Source organism: Campylobacter troglodytis (assembly GCF_006864425.1).
In the GTDB taxonomy this organism is placed as follows: Bacteria; Campylobacterota; Campylobacteria; order Campylobacterales; family Campylobacteraceae; genus Campylobacter_D; species Campylobacter_D troglodytis.
This window is the reverse complement of the sequence record NZ_QHLI01000026.1, coordinates 24683-39159: the sequence shown is the minus strand read 5'-3', so window position 1 is coordinate 39159 and position 14477 is coordinate 24683. Positions and strand designations below refer to the sequence as shown.

10 protein-coding genes, 5 tRNA genes and 1 pseudogene are annotated in these 14477 nt (G+C 34.1%); 11 read left to right on the top strand and 5 right to left on the bottom strand.

What is annotated here, in order from left to right; translation table 11 throughout:
- Positions 1-257: 257 nt before the first annotated feature.
- Both DMC01_RS06830 and DMC01_RS06825 read right to left on the bottom strand, forming a co-directional pair.
- On the bottom strand, positions 258-749 hold the full coding sequence (locus tag DMC01_RS06830) for a flavodoxin (protein ID WP_142693513.1): 492 nt from the start codon (positions 747-749) through the stop codon (positions 258-260).
- A gap of 140 nt (positions 750-889) precedes the next feature.
- Positions 890-1207 (bottom strand): DUF2325 domain-containing protein, encoded by a 318-nt coding sequence (locus DMC01_RS06825; protein WP_142693512.1) that lies wholly within the window; start codon positions 1205-1207, stop codon positions 890-892.
- Positions 1208-1600: 393 nt separating this feature from the next.
- Here DMC01_RS06825 and DMC01_RS06820 point away from each other — a divergent pair.
- The 6 genes from DMC01_RS06820 to DMC01_RS06795 all read left to right on the top strand — a co-directional run bounded on the left by DMC01_RS06820 (position 1601) and on the right by DMC01_RS06795 (position 3768).
- Positions 1601-1678: transfer RNA gene (locus DMC01_RS06820), tRNA-Pro, on the top strand.
- A 4-nt stretch (positions 1679-1682) separates the two neighbouring features.
- Positions 1683-1759, top strand: a tRNA-His gene (locus tag DMC01_RS06815).
- Positions 1760-1762: 3 nt separating this feature from the next.
- Positions 1763-1839 (top strand) — tRNA-Arg (locus DMC01_RS06810).
- 41 nt (positions 1840-1880) lie between these two features.
- Positions 1881-1957, top strand: a tRNA-Arg gene (locus tag DMC01_RS06805).
- Between the two features lie 74 nt (positions 1958-2031).
- Positions 2032-2116, top strand: a tRNA-Leu gene (locus DMC01_RS06800).
- 17 nt (positions 2117-2133) lie between these two features.
- Positions 2134-3768, top strand: coding sequence for a multidrug ABC transporter permease/ATP-binding protein (locus DMC01_RS06795; RefSeq protein ID WP_142693515.1), 1635 nt, complete (start codon positions 2134-2136; stop codon positions 3766-3768).
- Here the strand turns inward: DMC01_RS06795 and DMC01_RS15045 are convergent.
- Positions 3743-3994: pseudogene (locus DMC01_RS15045) on the bottom strand (hypothetical protein); the annotation flags it as partial. The gene DMC01_RS06795 and the pseudogene DMC01_RS15045 overlap by 26 nt on opposite strands.
- 763 nt (positions 3995-4757) lie before the next feature.
- Between DMC01_RS15045 and DMC01_RS06790 the strand changes: the two are divergent.
- The 5 genes from DMC01_RS06790 (at position 4758) to DMC01_RS06775 (ending at position 9679) form a co-directional block, all read left to right on the top strand.
- Positions 4758-6278, top strand: a complete 1521-nt coding sequence (locus tag DMC01_RS06790) for an ABC transporter substrate-binding protein (RefSeq protein ID WP_142693511.1) — start codon at positions 4758-4760, stop codon at positions 6276-6278.
- A gap of 274 nt (positions 6279-6552) precedes the next feature.
- Entirely contained in the window at positions 6553-6879 is a 327-nt protein-coding gene (locus DMC01_RS06785) for a hypothetical protein (RefSeq protein ID WP_142693510.1), read from the top strand.
- 114 nt (positions 6880-6993) lie between these two features.
- Complete coding sequence (locus tag DMC01_RS13435; protein WP_185908801.1) at positions 6994-7152, top strand: hypothetical protein; 159 nt, start codon at positions 6994-6996, stop codon at positions 7150-7152.
- Between the two features lie 105 nt (positions 7153-7257).
- Positions 7258-8466 carry a DegT/DnrJ/EryC1/StrS family aminotransferase gene (locus tag DMC01_RS06780; protein ID WP_142693509.1) on the top strand — a complete coding sequence of 403 codons (1209 nt, stop codon included), beginning with the start codon at positions 7258-7260 and terminating at the stop codon, positions 8464-8466.
- Positions 8453-9679, top strand: coding sequence for a hypothetical protein (locus tag DMC01_RS06775; RefSeq protein WP_142693508.1), 1227 nt, complete (start codon positions 8453-8455; stop codon positions 9677-9679). The genes DMC01_RS06780 and DMC01_RS06775 overlap by 14 nt, the downstream gene beginning before the upstream one ends.
- A 1828-nt stretch (positions 9680-11507) precedes the next feature.
- Here DMC01_RS06775 and DMC01_RS06765 read toward each other — a convergent pair.
- Entirely contained in the window at positions 11508-11705 is a 198-nt protein-coding gene (locus DMC01_RS06765) for a hypothetical protein (protein WP_142693507.1), read from the bottom strand.
- Positions 11705-13798, bottom strand: a complete 2094-nt coding sequence (locus tag DMC01_RS06760; protein ID WP_142693506.1) for an RNA degradosome polyphosphate kinase — start codon at positions 13796-13798, stop codon at positions 11705-11707. Before DMC01_RS06760 ends, DMC01_RS06765 begins: the two co-directional genes overlap by 1 nt.
- Between the last annotated feature and the right edge of the window lie 679 nt (positions 13799-14477).

Sequence of the window (14477 nt, the reverse complement as noted above, 5' to 3'; positions counted from 1 at the left end):
TCTTTTGAGACAATTCGGGAATGAATCATATACTTGTTTTTCATCTAACTCTTTATACCTTAAAGTGATATTGTATCAAATTAAAGTATCTTGAGCCAAGAAGTTATATATAAGATGAAAAATTTAGGACAAAATATTTATCAAATGCCTAAAAATTGATAAGATAAAATCTTGTTAAGTTTCATTGAGCTATTTTGTTATAAAAGGGTTTTTAGGGGGGGTGGGGTAAAGTTTGTAAGAACAAACTTTACTAAGATTTAAGAAAGCTGAGCCTTGATCTTTGATACCCAAGCTTCAATTCTTGATTCTGTTAGATCCTCTTGGTTGTCATTATCCAAAGCAAGTCCTACAAATTCACCGTCTACAACAGCATCGCTTGATTCAAAGGTATAGCCCTCAGTAGAGGTAGAGCCAATAAGATGTGCTCCGGCTTCTTTTAATTTTTCAGCAAGTTTTCCCATACCTCCGCAAAAACTATCTGAGTATGACTCACTATCGCCCATACCAAAGACAGCAACTGTTTTACCACTAAGCTTTAAGGAGCCAAAATCAAAGGCATCCCAGTCATCTTGTAGATCTCCACTGCCCCAGGTGGAGGTGCCTATGACAAGCTTGTCGTAAGAGTTGATCTTATCAGGATCAATATCTGCTATATTAAATACATCGCTAATGCCTAATTTTTCAGCGATTAGCTTTGCTGCACCTTCTGTGTTTCCCATAGCACTACCATAAACTACTGCTACTGACATTTTTTCCCCTTTTTGATTAAAAAATTTAAAGTTTTTGGATATAAAATTAGAGTTTTAAGACCCAAAATCTTGGTGCAATTTTATCACAAATTCAGTTAATATTGCCAAGATTATAAGATCAAGTGTGCAAGAAAGAAGTTTTAAGTTTCTTTTTGACACGCAAATTCTTTGTTTAGATTAAAAACCTTGCAATATTCGCTATAAACACAACTTACACTTCTTTTTGCACACACAAGAGGTATAGATCGTTTTTTTGCCTCTCCTTTGATCTTTTTCATAGTGTTGTGATTTAAAAAGCTTGTAAGCATAACCACACATTTTGTATCTTGCGGTATGGGTTTGCGGTTAACTCGGTTTTCATTCCTTGCATCCCAGTGTTCTACCTTTTTAGCCCCTAAATCATAAAGCACAGCCTTAATCGGCGTAATCTCATCAGCACCTATAACCAAAACAGACATAATTTATCCTTTTTTAAATAAATAATTTTTGCAAATCGATGTTGTTATTCTAACAAAATAAACTTAAGATATTTTGAAAGTAATTACTAAAATATAATTTTTTACTAAAAATTCTTGTTTGCATTAAAATTTATAAAAGCTCTTGATTCTTGAATCAATTAAACTAAATTTACGCTCTTTAAAGGCTAAAGCACCTCATAAACTCTCTTAAATTCAGCAAAGCATCAAGCCAACTTAAATTTAAGAGTGCCAAATCTTAGCCTTTTAACTCAAATTCAAGCTTCTTGTAAATTTTAAGCCTAAATTTTATGTGCTTTTGTTGCTGTGGCTAGACAAGCTTTATTATTGACTTCTAAGGAATTTTTGTGTATAATCGAGCTTTTATTTTGTTTTCGGGGCGTGGCGCAGTCTGGTTAGCGTATCTGGTTTGGGACCAGAGGGTCGAAAGTTCGAATCTTTTCGCCCCGACCATTTGGTGAGTGTAGCTCAGTCGGTTAGAGCATCAGATTGTGGTCCTGAGGGTCGTGGGTTCGATTCCCATCACTCACCCCATCAGCGTTCGTAGCTCAACTGGATAGAGCGACAGACTTCGGATCTGTAGGTTGTGGGTTCAAGTCCTACCGAGCGTACCATAAATTTACTGTTAAGGCCTTGAGTAAGGCACAAATCATAAGCGCTCATAGCTCAGCTGGATAGAGCAACGGCCTTCTAAGCCGTAGGTCAGAGGTTCGAATCCTCTTGGGCGTACCATTTTTAGTAAGCTTTGTTTTAAATTTATCTTCATTAAACAAACTTTACTAGAATTTTTCTTTCTTACAAAGCCAGCGGATGTGGTGAAATTGGCAGACACGCCAGACTTAGGATCTGGTGCAGCAATGCGTGAAGGTTCAAGTCCTTTCATCCGCACCATTTTCTTAGGAACTTCCATGAATTTTATCTTTCAACTCATAAAGGCTAACAAGCTTAGAGTGATCTTTTTTTTATTTTTTAGCATACTTACAAGCTTATTAGGGGTTGGCACCCTAGCTTATATAAATACTTATTTGCTAAAAAGCGGAAATGAAGATTATCTTTATATAGTTTATTTTATCATTCTCTTGCTTGTCTTTTTTGCCTCTTCTTTGTTTGTGGAGATCAAGCTTGCTAAATTTGGACAAAATTTCATCTTTAAAATGCAAAGAAGACTTGTCAAACAAATACTAGACACCCCATTTTTAAAGATAGAACAAATCTCAAAGGCAAAGCTCTTAGCTAGTCTAAATAACGATGTTCGCACCATTTCTTTTGGGCTTTTGCGCCTTCCTGATTTCATTCAGTCTTTAATCCTCATCATAGCAAGTTCTTTTTATTTATACTATCTATCTGCTAAGATCTTTTTGCTTTGCTCCATTTTTGTTCTTATAATACTTATTATTGATTACCGTTTTATGATAAAAACCTATGGATATTTTAGAAAATCAAGAGATAGTGATGATGCCTTGCAAAAAAACTATGAAAACATCATAGACGGTCGCAAGGAGCTTAGCCTAAATAGCTTTCGTGCCAAGCTTTATTATGAGGAGGAGTTTGAAAAAAATGCAGATGAGAAAAGACATAGCAATGTTATGAGCAATGTCTTTCAAAGCCTTTCAAGCAATTTTACAAATATAGGCTTTCTCGCCCTTGTTGGTTTGGAGTTTTATCTATCCTTACATTTTGGCTGGTCTAGCCTTGAAAATGCCACCACCATAGCAATAGCTATCTTATTTTTACGCACACCCTTGATGGTAGTAATGGGTGCTATCCCTACTCTGTTAATGGCAAAGGTAGCCCTTGATAAGATAGAAAATTTAGATTTAATCAATTATCAAGCAGGTTTTACGCTTATAAAGCATAAGCCTCAGTGGCAAAGCCTTCGCTTTGAAAATGTTAGCTTTCATTATGATGAAAAATTTTCCCTATCTCCAACCAGCCTTGAAATTCACAAGGGAGAACTTATCTTTTTAATAGGCAAAAACGGCTCTGGAAAATCCACCTTTTCTATGCTTTTGGCTGCTTTGATTAGCCCTGATGCTGGCTTTATTTACTTAGATCAAATGCAAATAAAAGAAGAAAATAAGCCCTTATACCGCTCTTTAATCACGGCTATTTTTAGTGATTTTCATCTTTTTACTCAAACCTTGGTGGATGAGAATTTAGCAAGGGATGAGAAAATTCACAGCTGGCTTGAAATTTTAGAGCTTCAAAACAAAACAAGGATTGAAAATGGCAAACTAGCCATAACAAAGCTTTCCACAGGGCAAAGAAAAAGACTTGCTATGCTTATAGCCTTGCTTGAGGAAAGGGATATTTTGATCTTGGATGAATTTGCAGCCGATCAGGATCCTATATTTAGAAGATTTTTCTACACCAAGCTCTTGCCACTGCTTAAAAAACAAGGAAAAACAGTCCTTGCCATAAGCCACGATGAAAGATATTTTGATCTAGCAGATAGAATCTTCTTGGCTCAAAACGGAGTAATTAGCGAATTAAAGGGAGAGGATAAAACCGAGTTAGCTAGGAATTTAGTAGATAAATTTTAAGGCGATTGATACTTTTAGCTAAAATTTTATACAAATTTTCGTTTTTAACTTTGACATTATATTGAAATTCACTCTCCTTCAAATGAAGGTAGAAAAATTCCCTTGCAGTGAAACCCCCTAATCTAGCCTTTGCAAAGCCCCTTCTGCTTGCAGTTACGAGTGTGTAGCACGAAGTAAAAAAGTTCTCTATGCCGTTTATGTGATTTCGCCCATTTGCAAACTCGTTTGCATTACCCTACAATGAGCCTTTGCTCCTTCTACTACGCAGTTGCAAGACGAAACGAAGTAAAAAATAACTCTCATCAACTTCGATTTCACCACTGAGATTTTTTCGCATTCTTTGGCTATCAAAAGCTTGCTACACAATTGCATTCACGCAAGGGCGAGAAACCTTGCAAAGAGGGCGATTTTGCTCACGCAAAGATCAGCACAAAAGCACTCTAAGAATTGCTAAAATTTTCGCTCAAAAATGTAGGGCAAAAATATATACTAAGATCGATTTTACCAAGCTTTTGAATGTAATTATCTCAGCTAAAAGTATCAATCGTCATCTTTAATGTATGCTAAGGCTTGTAGCTTAGAGCTTAAAAGACAAGTTTTAGATTGCAAGTTTTGATCTTCTAAGAATTGTTTAAATTTGAAACTGCTACAAAGAAAATATAAGAAATTTTTAGAATTTAGGCTAAAATTTAGCTAAACTTTGTAAAATTGATTTAGACTTTGAAAGATTATTGAATTTTTTAATCTTTAAAGGTTTTGGAATTTGGCTTTTTTAAAGATCTTTAAGGCTCTTTTTCAAAAAAGCATTGATTTGAGATAAAAGATCTCTTTGTCATTTTAAGTTAAGAAGCCGCGAAGTTAGGGTAAAAGCACCTCATAGTTTCTTGACGCAAGCTCAAAATGACAAAGCCACAGCTTAAAAAAGCCTTATCTTTTAATCAAAGCCTTTTAAGTTTAAATCTTTTAAAAATTCACAAAAAGGAGAACTTATGCTTAAAATTCTTTTGTTTTTATGTTTTTTCTGTGCTCTTAGCCTTGGTGCAACTCCAAAGGACACCATCATCATAGCAGTTGAAAATCAAATAGACAGGATCAACCCCATTTTCAGCGAGGATCATGATGCCTCTATAGGTTTGATCTTCTCAGGGCTTACCCGCTTTGATGAGGATTTAAGCTTAAAGCCTGATCTTGCAAGTTCTTGGAAGATAAGCAAGGACGCATTAGAATATGACTTTGAGTTAAGAGCTGATGTTTTTTGGCATGACGGGGTTAAATTTAGCGCAAAAGATGTGGAGTTTACCCTTAAAGCCATAAATAATTCTAAATTCAACTCACCCCTCAAAGCAAATTTTGATATGATAAAAGAGATAAAAATTATTGATGATACTCACATTAAAATAACCCTCACAAGCCCTTTTGCAGCCTTTTTGGATGCTTTAAGCGTTGGCATTTTACCAAGTCATCTTTTAGAAAAAGAGAATTTAAACACAACTAAGTTTAATCAAGCCCCCATAGGCACAGGTGCTTTTAAATTCAAAGCCTGGCAAAAAAATCAATATCTAAGCCTAGAAGCAAATGAAAACTATCATCTAGGCAAGGTGCAAAGCAAAAAGCTTATTTTAAAGCATATAAGCGATCCAAATTTAAGTGCGATCGAGCTTAAAAATGGCAGTGTTGATGTGGGCTTGATTAGCTTTGAGCTTTTTGAAAGCTTTAAGGATGATAAGAATTTCAAGATCTTAGTTGAAAAATCAGCAGATTATAGAGCCTTAATGTATAATTTTAAAAATGATCTTTTTAAGGATAAAGAGTTAAGAATAGCCTTAAATTACGCAGTAAATAAAGAGCTAATAGTAGAAAAACTCTTACACTCGCTAGGCAAAGTAGCCCATCATCCCTTGCAAAATTCATGGGCAAATGATAAAAATCACCCAAAAACCGTTTATGATCCACAAAAAGCAAGCGAGATCTTAGCCAGTGCTGGCTGGGTTAAAAACTCAAAAGGGGTGCTTGAAAAAAGGGGCAAGGAATTAGAATTTGATCTTTATACTATGAGTAATGATCCTTTAAGGGTGGCTTTGATTAAATTTCTTTCAAGCGAGTTTGCAAAGCTTGGCATAAAAACTAGAATCTTTGCTAAGCCTGCTGGTAGCTTTGATTACTCAAGGGTAGATAGCTTTTTGGTGGGCTGGGGCAGTCCGTATGATCCTGATTTGCATACCTTTCGTGTATTTGAAAGCAGTCAGTTTGAGGTGTGGAATTTTGGCTCTTATAGCAATGAAAAGGTAGATCTAGCCCTTAAAAAGGCAAGAAACGTTGTGGATAAAAAGAAAAGAAAGGAGCATTATAGCGAGTTTATAAGGGCTTTGAGCGAGGATCCTGCCTTTTTGTTTTTGGTGTATTTAGATTTTCCCTTGGTTTATAATAAAGAGATCAAGGGCATAAGACCTCAGCTCTTAGGACATCACGGGGTTGGCTTTACTCACAATGCTTGGCAGTGGCACAAGTAGCCTTACAGCAATGAATTTTAAAGATCTTTAAGCTTAGACAAAGATCCTTTGAAAGCATAAGGGACGACAAAACGACAAGTGCATTTTTGCAACTTAAATTTTTTATAAAAGAAGAGGCAAAAAGCTTGAATTTATCTTGCTTTTTTAAGTGTTTTAAATTTAAAGTGCTAAGGACTTTAAGAAAAGGGCTGAAAGTTTTATTTGTTAATTTTTTGTTATAATTTGTAAGCTCATAAGTAAAAAATTAAAAAAAAGGGGGGGTGGGGAAGTAGCAATGACTTCTAAAATTGATTACAGCAAGTACGAGGGTATGACGAAATACCAGCTTGCAAAAGCAGCTGAACGAGTTGAAAAATCCACCCAAGTCTTACAAGAAAGGTTTAATAAGCAGTTGAAAGAAAAAAACGAGCTTTTAAATTTTTTAAAAAGCAAACTAAGGGAAAGTTTTGCAGACAAAAACTTTAATCTAATAGCCTACAAAGATACCAAAAGCTATAAAAAAGCACTAGCTTACGAGGCAACACTGACACCAGAGCAAATTGCGGCAATAGACAAAGAGATTGAAAGCGATATTAACAGAGATTATGACGATGGCTTTTGAAATAATTATGCACAAAAAGTGTGAAAAAATTATGCAAAAGCTTGAAACAGCAAATCCAAAAGAGCATTATCAAATTTTAGGTTTATATCTCAAACACTATCTTGCGTTGATAATGTGCTAAAACTTCACAACTGCAAGGCTATTGTAGGCTCAAAATATCTTTATCGTTGGCGTTTGGGCGAATATAGAATTATCGGCGATGCTGAAAATATGGATAAAATCGTTATTGTGAAAGTGGAAAAGAAAGGCGATGCAACTTACAAGGGCTTATAATGGGCAATACTTCTAGTTTTCATATGAAAAAAAGCCAAATTAGATTTTAAATGATATTTGTGAAAAATTTAAAGAGTGAAAAAAGACAGTAAAAAAGGCACATTGATGAAAAACAAAGAAAGACAAAGAAAGACAAAGAAAGACAAAGAAAGACAAAGAAAGACAAAGAAAGACAAAGAAAGACAAAGAAAGACAAAGAAAGACAAAATTTACATCACCCAGCCCATCTTGCCTGATTTTGAGGCACTGCGAAAAGAGTTAAAAGAACTTTATGTCTCAAAATGGCTTACAAATATGGGGCAAAAGCATAACGCACTTGAAGCTGCTTTGAAAAAAGAGCTAAAAGTGGCAAATGTGTCCATCTTTAACAACGGCACCATAGCCTTGCTAACAGCGATTAAAGCCTTGAATTTACCACCAAATAGCGAGGTCATTACCACACCCTTTACCTTTGCAGCCACCCCGCACTGCATAAGCTGGAATGGCTTAAAGTCTGTATTTTGCGACATAGAGCCAAGGACTATGACCATAAATGCTGATAAAATCGAGGCTTTAATCACTCCCAAAACCTCTGCTATCCTAGCCGTTCATACTTACGGCTTTGTTTGCGATGTCAAAAAAATAGAAAAAATCGCCAAAAAGCATCATTTAAAGCTCATTTATGACGGCGCACACACCTTTAGCACGCAAATTAACGGAGTTGGCATAGGAAATTTTGGCGATATAACTATGTTTTCATTTCACGCAACCAAGCTTTTTAATAGCATTGAGGGAGGCTGTTTGACTTACAATGATGAAAATTTAAAAGAAAGAATTCACAATCTTCGCAATTTTGGCATAAAAAATGAGGAATTTGTCGAAGAAGTAGGCATCAATGGCAAGATGAATGAAGTTCAAGCTGCTTGGGGGCTTTTAAATCTAAGGCAGTATAAGGCAGAAAAAGCAAAAAGGGCAAGGATAAAAGCCTTTTATGATGACCGTTTAGCTAAGGTAAAGGGCATTAGAGTGCCACAAATGCCAAAAAACATCACAAATTCATATCAATACTACCCCATAGTTGTTGAGGATGAGTATCCACTCACGCGAGACGCTCTTTATGAAAAATTCAAAGACATAAACATAATGACAAGAAAATACTTCTATCCGGCTTGTCACGATTATGAGTGCTATAAAAATGACGGCGGTATTAAAAAGGGGGATTTGGCTGTAACTGATGATATAAAGATGAGGGTGCTTTGCTTGCCTTATTATGGAGACTTATCATTAGAAGTTTTAGAAATAATTTGTGAAAGGATAGAGAATGCTTTTAAATAAGCAGCAAAAAGAATTTGTTTTGATTGAGAAAAAATTCTTTCACCGTTTGTTTAAATTTATAATTAACCGTGAATTTGTCATCCTTTACATCCTTGGCATTCGCATAAAGATAAAGAGCAAAATTTTATCTAAGATGCTTTGTAAGGAAATATGGGCTGAGTATGATAAAATCATAAAGGCACAAAACAGTTATGATTTAAAAGAGCTTAAAAATGCTAAAAAAATCATCTTGTTTATAGCTGAGCTTGACGGCATAAGTGGGGGGATAATTAGCTTTTTTACCCTTCTTGAATGCTCTCGTAAGCTAAATCCTGATGCCTTTTGTTTAATGTCAACCGTGCCAAATACGCAAAACATTTTTAGTGCTTATAGCTATTATCCAAATGATGAGCAAATTTGGCGATTTGATCAAATCGTTAAGAATGCTAAAAACTGCAAGCACTTAATCTTACACATATCTGAGTATTATGTGTCTATCTTTTGCAAGGTGCTAACTGAAAAGGAGAAAAAATTCTTAAAAGAACTTCAAAATTTACACATAAATATACTCAATCAAAACATATGGCTAATGCCTGAACCAAAGGACATACAAGGACTTTTTGAGCTTAGTAAAAATGTAACGCAAACCCTAGCCTTTGATAAAAATGCAAATCAAGAAGTATGCGATAAATGGGGCATACCAAGCCATTTGTTTAGCACTAACATTGATATTAGCAGATTTAAATCTTATGACTTTGAGGAAAAGCAAAAGATTATAGTTTTATCACCTGATAAAAATCCATATAGAAAAAACATAGTCAATAAATTAGAAAAAGAGTTGCCGCAGTGGTCCTTGGTGGTGGTTGAGAATATGAAATTCACAGATTATATGGATTTAATTTCTAGGGCATTTTTTACCATCACCTTTGGTGAGGGCTTTGATGGGTATTTTATGCAGCCACATTATGTGAATTCTGTAGGCTTTGCTGTGTATAATGAGAATTTTTTTCCTAGCAAGGAATGGCTAAAATTTGAAAATGTATATGAAAGCTATGAGGATATGGAAGGTCAAATAGTAGCTGAGCTAAAAAGACTTTCACAAAATAAGACACAATATAATGAGCTTATAGCCACGAATTTAAAAGAACACAAAAAGCTTTATCAAGAAAATAAATTTGAGGATAATTTAGCAAGATTTTATGAGGGAAAATATGATTTTGTGCCAAGAATTTAAGAGCGGATTTGGTGCATTTTGATATACATTCATTTGAAAGTATGAAGTGTAAAAATAACTGTGTGTTTCCTTTAAATTTGAGTAATTGTAATTTAGCTAAAAACACTGAGTTGTTTTTATAATATTTTGTAAATTTTAAGAAGAATAATTAGCGAGTAAAACCTGGCAAAATTGAATTTAAAAATAAACTAAACTGTATCAAAGAATAAAAGCTTTTAAACTCTAAAAATTTACAAAATTAGCTATTCAAATGCCAAAACAAAAAATTCAAGCCTTTTTAAGCTTTGCAATTTTGCTTAAAAATCAAGGCTAAATTTAAGCAAGCTTAAATTTATTGCCTTTCCCAAAATTTCCTTTGTAAAAAGCAAGGAGGGGTTTTTTGAAATTAAGCCAACATTGGAGGTGAGCTTACAAATTTGAATTTGATAAAAACTGTGCTAAAAAGACAGCAAAGGCGACTTTGTTTTGAGTGTGTTTTGAGTGTGTTTTGAGTGTGTTTTGAGTGTGTTTTGAGTGTGTTTTGTGTGTTTAATGCTTTGTGCTTTTAACACAAATCCTTTAAAAGCTTTATAAGCTTATTAACCATGTCCTTTTGAAAAAGTATCTTAGACAATACACTATTTTTGTTATTTATGGTGAAATGAAGAATTTAGGCATTTTAGCAAGAAAAAAGATTAAAATTATAAAAATTCACGCAAAAGCTTGAATTTTTGAGTTTCTTTGCCATAAAAAGATCAAATACAAAGCAATATTTTTTGAAAAATAATCCATCAGCCTTATCTTTAAGAGCAAGCTCTTACAAGCTATGGTAAAAGTTCTAGGCTCAAAATACTTTAATTTGATATAAGATCATTTTAAAGCATAAAGAACAAAATGAAAAATAAATATATGATTCATTCCCTAATTGTCTCAGAAGAAATTTAAGGAATTGTGAAGTATTTTTTTACTTCGTTAAGCCTCTTGTCCCTTTTGGGGAATTGATTTAGAGGCTAAAAGACGCTAGGCTTTGCAAAATAACTCGTGCTTGTGTGAATAGAGTTTTACAAGAAATTCGCATTTTGATAGCCAAAGAGTGTGAAAAAATCAGCAAAACGAAGTTTCTTTAGAAAATGAGCGGTTGAAGGTGAGGAGAGTTATTTTTTACTTCGCTAGGCTCGCAACTGTGAGCAAAAGGTGCAAAAAGAGTGCGTGGCAAGCGTGGGCGTGGGGCCGGTCGCAAAAGTTTTTACTTCGCACTACGCGTCTTGCAACTGCGTAGTAGAAGAGGCTTTGCAAAGTTTCGTTTAGCTAAATTTAAAGGCTAAAAAAGAAAATTTTATCATTCATTTAAAAGAAACGTAATTAAGACGAAAAATTTAAGGCAATATTCTCATCAAAATTTACTTAACTTGATAAGAGAAAATCCTATTAGAGTATCTTAAGCCAAGAGCTATTTTGTAAGATCTTTTTTGATTATGGCAAGGATAGTTTTGTTGTTTTACTAAAAACTTCGTTTTGTAAAGAAGCTAGGCTTTGAATTCTAAAAAACAGCTTAGGTTGTAAGACTAGTTTAAATAAAAAGATCTTTGTTTTACAAAAATTCCTTTTCCCAAAAAGCTTTTTTTAAAATAAACCGTGTTTTAGTTAAGAATCACACTTTAAAGCACTTAGTAAAAGCTTAGAATGCCAACAAGCATTATAATTAAAATTTTTTGCTTATGATACGAATTTACTTTAAGTTGCTCAACAAAAATAAAAAATTCAAGCCACTAAGATCACACAAACTTAGATAAGCCCAGCAAAGATATAAGAAAGTCTAAGCCCTTAAATTTAGCAAATTTAAAACCCACTAATGCGTTGGAATTTTTATCCTTTTTTGAGGGCTTTCTTCTTTTTTGTTTGTTTGAAAGAATTTATCAAGTTCTTTTTCACTGTCAAGCCTTTCGCATTTGCAAGTTTCATTCATTGTTATTTTTTCGCATTTGCATTCTTCTTTTGCCAAAAGAAAACTTGCAAAAAGCATTAAGCAAGAGAAAATTTTAGACACTAATTTTCCTTAAAGAGCTTTGATACCAAGCGAACAGCCCTTCCTTGATCATCATCTTTTTTAAGGGTCTTGCTGATCTGATTAACATAATCTTCAAGTCTGTTTTGAGAATTTGTCAGCTTAGCCTTGCCCCTGTTTATCCTTGCGTATTCTCCGTCTTTTTGCAGTTTATAGGCAAGTTCGTTGTCTTCTATTTGAAGTTGTAAAATTTTAGCAAGCTTTGCTTTTAGCTTCTCATCAAAGATCGGAGTCATAAGCTCTAATCTTCTTTCTAAATTCCTTGGCATCCAATCCGCACTTGAGATGAAGTAATTTGGCAAACTATGCTTGAAATAAAAAATTCTAGCGTGTTCAAGGTATTTTCCAACTATACTTCTCACCGAAATATTCTTGCTATACTCCTCATCAACCCTTAAACAACAAATCCCTCTTATGATAAGATCAATCTTCACCCCAGCCTTTGAAGCCTCATACAGAGCCTTAATCACATCAGAATCCACAAGGGAGTTCATCTTAGCTATGATGACGCCTTCGTTTCCCTTGCTTTTCTCAACGGCTATCATTTCAAGCACTCTTTCTTTGATCTGATTTGGGCTCATTGAGAGCATTTCAAGCTTTCTTTTCTTGCTAAAGCCTGAGAGTATGTGAAAGAAGGTGGTTATATCGTTTGCAAAGTCATTTCTGCTTGTAAAATAGCTTACATCTGTGTAAATTTTGGCTGTATTTGCATTGTAATTTCCTGTGCCAAGATGCAGATAAAATTTAAGCCCACTTTGTTCCTTTCTAATGACCTGACAAACCTTCGCATGCACCTTAAAGCCAGTGATTCCATATACCACATGAGCTCCTACATTTTCAAGCTCCTTGGCCCAGTGTAAATTATTTTCCTCATCAAATCTTGCCTTTAACTCAACCATCACAGTAACTTGCTTGCCCTCATTTGCAGCATCAATTAAGGCTTGAACTATGTTTGAGTTCTTAGCCACCCTGTAAAGCGTCATTCTTATGGAGATGACATCAGGATCAATACTAGCTTCTTTTATGAAACGGTAAACAGGATCAAAGCTCTCATAGGGATGAAAAAGCAACATATCTTGCTTTGCTATGTGCTCAAACATTGAAGCACTATCATTGTAAGAAAAAGGAGGCAGCAGCTTTGGCACATGGGTTTGGTATAAAAGATGGGCAAAGGCCTTGTTGCCTACGATCTGCCACAAGGATGGCAAATTTAAGATGTGATTATACTCATAAATATCCTTGTGAAAGATCTTCATATGAGAGTTTAAAAACTCTATAATTTGCTTGTCTGTGTTCTTTTGCACCTGTAATCTCACAAAGGCTCCCTTTTTTCTAAGCTGTAAGCCTTGTTCAAGCATGATCATAAAATCATCCGCTTCCTCCTCTTCTATGGAAAGATCTGCATTTCTAGTTACCCTAAATGGTGCTGAATCAAGTAGCTTATAGCCTGGGAAGATGTCTTCTACATGGTGTTGTATAATGCTTTCGATGGGGACATAGATATTATTATCTGCTTCGTAAAATCTTGGCAAGACGGGTGGAATTTTTATCATACCAAATTTAACCGTGCTTGAATGTATGGGATCACAAAGCTTTACAGCCAAGGAAAAGGATAAATTTGCAAGATGAGGAAAGGGATGGGTTGAATCAACAGCTATTGGCACTATGACGGCTAGGATGTTTGAAAAAAAGAATTCATCGCATTTTTTTTGAAATTTTTCATCAAGATCTTGATAGGATTTTATGAATAAGCTTTCCTTTTCAAGCTCTTTAAGAGCTTGGGCGAAATACTTTTCTAAGGCGTATTTTTCTTTATGCAAATAAAGCCTTATTTCTTCAAGCTGCATCAAAGGCGTCATCTCATCAACGCTACCCATAGCAACCCCTGCTACAAAAAGCTGCTTTAAACCAGCCACACGAACCATATAAAACTCATCTAAATTCGTGCAGTAAATGGCTATAAATTTAAGCCTTTCAAGTAGAGGAAGATCCTTAGAGCACTGATCTAAGACCCTTGTGTTAAATCTCAGCCAAGAAAGCTCTCTGTTTAAAAAGGGGGTTGGGTTGTTTTGCATAGTTTATCCTTTGAATTTATATATCATATTTTAGCATTAAATTTTAAATATGCTAAAAACTTTTATAAAATTTAATTTAAAATGAATATTTTATAAACAAAAAACTGTGTTTTAAGCCAAGTAAAATTTAAACGATAGTTAATTAAAGCATTTTAAAAGTCTTTTATCTTCGCTTAAATGTATTTTAGCTATTTAATAGCAAAATAAATTAATGCCTTAGTCTTTAAGCTTAAAAAAGTAAATGAAAAAATGCCTTAAATTTAACAAGCCTAAGCTTTAATAAAGATTTTTTCTCTAAAAATCCTTAAATTAACATAGCATTTAAGTTCCCTTAAAAAAGATAGAGGATTAAATTTTGATATAAATTCACAGTTTATAGTTAAATTTAAGCTTAAATTCAAACTGAGTTTGGTGTGCTTTGAATTTAAAAAAGGCTTTTTACAAAACGTCTTAGTAAAATTCAAAGCCTAAAAATCCTTTAAATTTAATGAATTTTTAAGAAAAATATTTTTATATTTCATAGGCTAAAAAAGCCTTGCTTTGTCATTTTGAATTTTTTGTAAGCTTACAAAAGACAAAGAGGCTTTAAAATTCAAAGCCTAAGTTTTTATAATTTTAATTTGTAGCATTTGCTTGAAAACATATCTCTTGTATTCTAAAATGACAAGTAAGACATTTG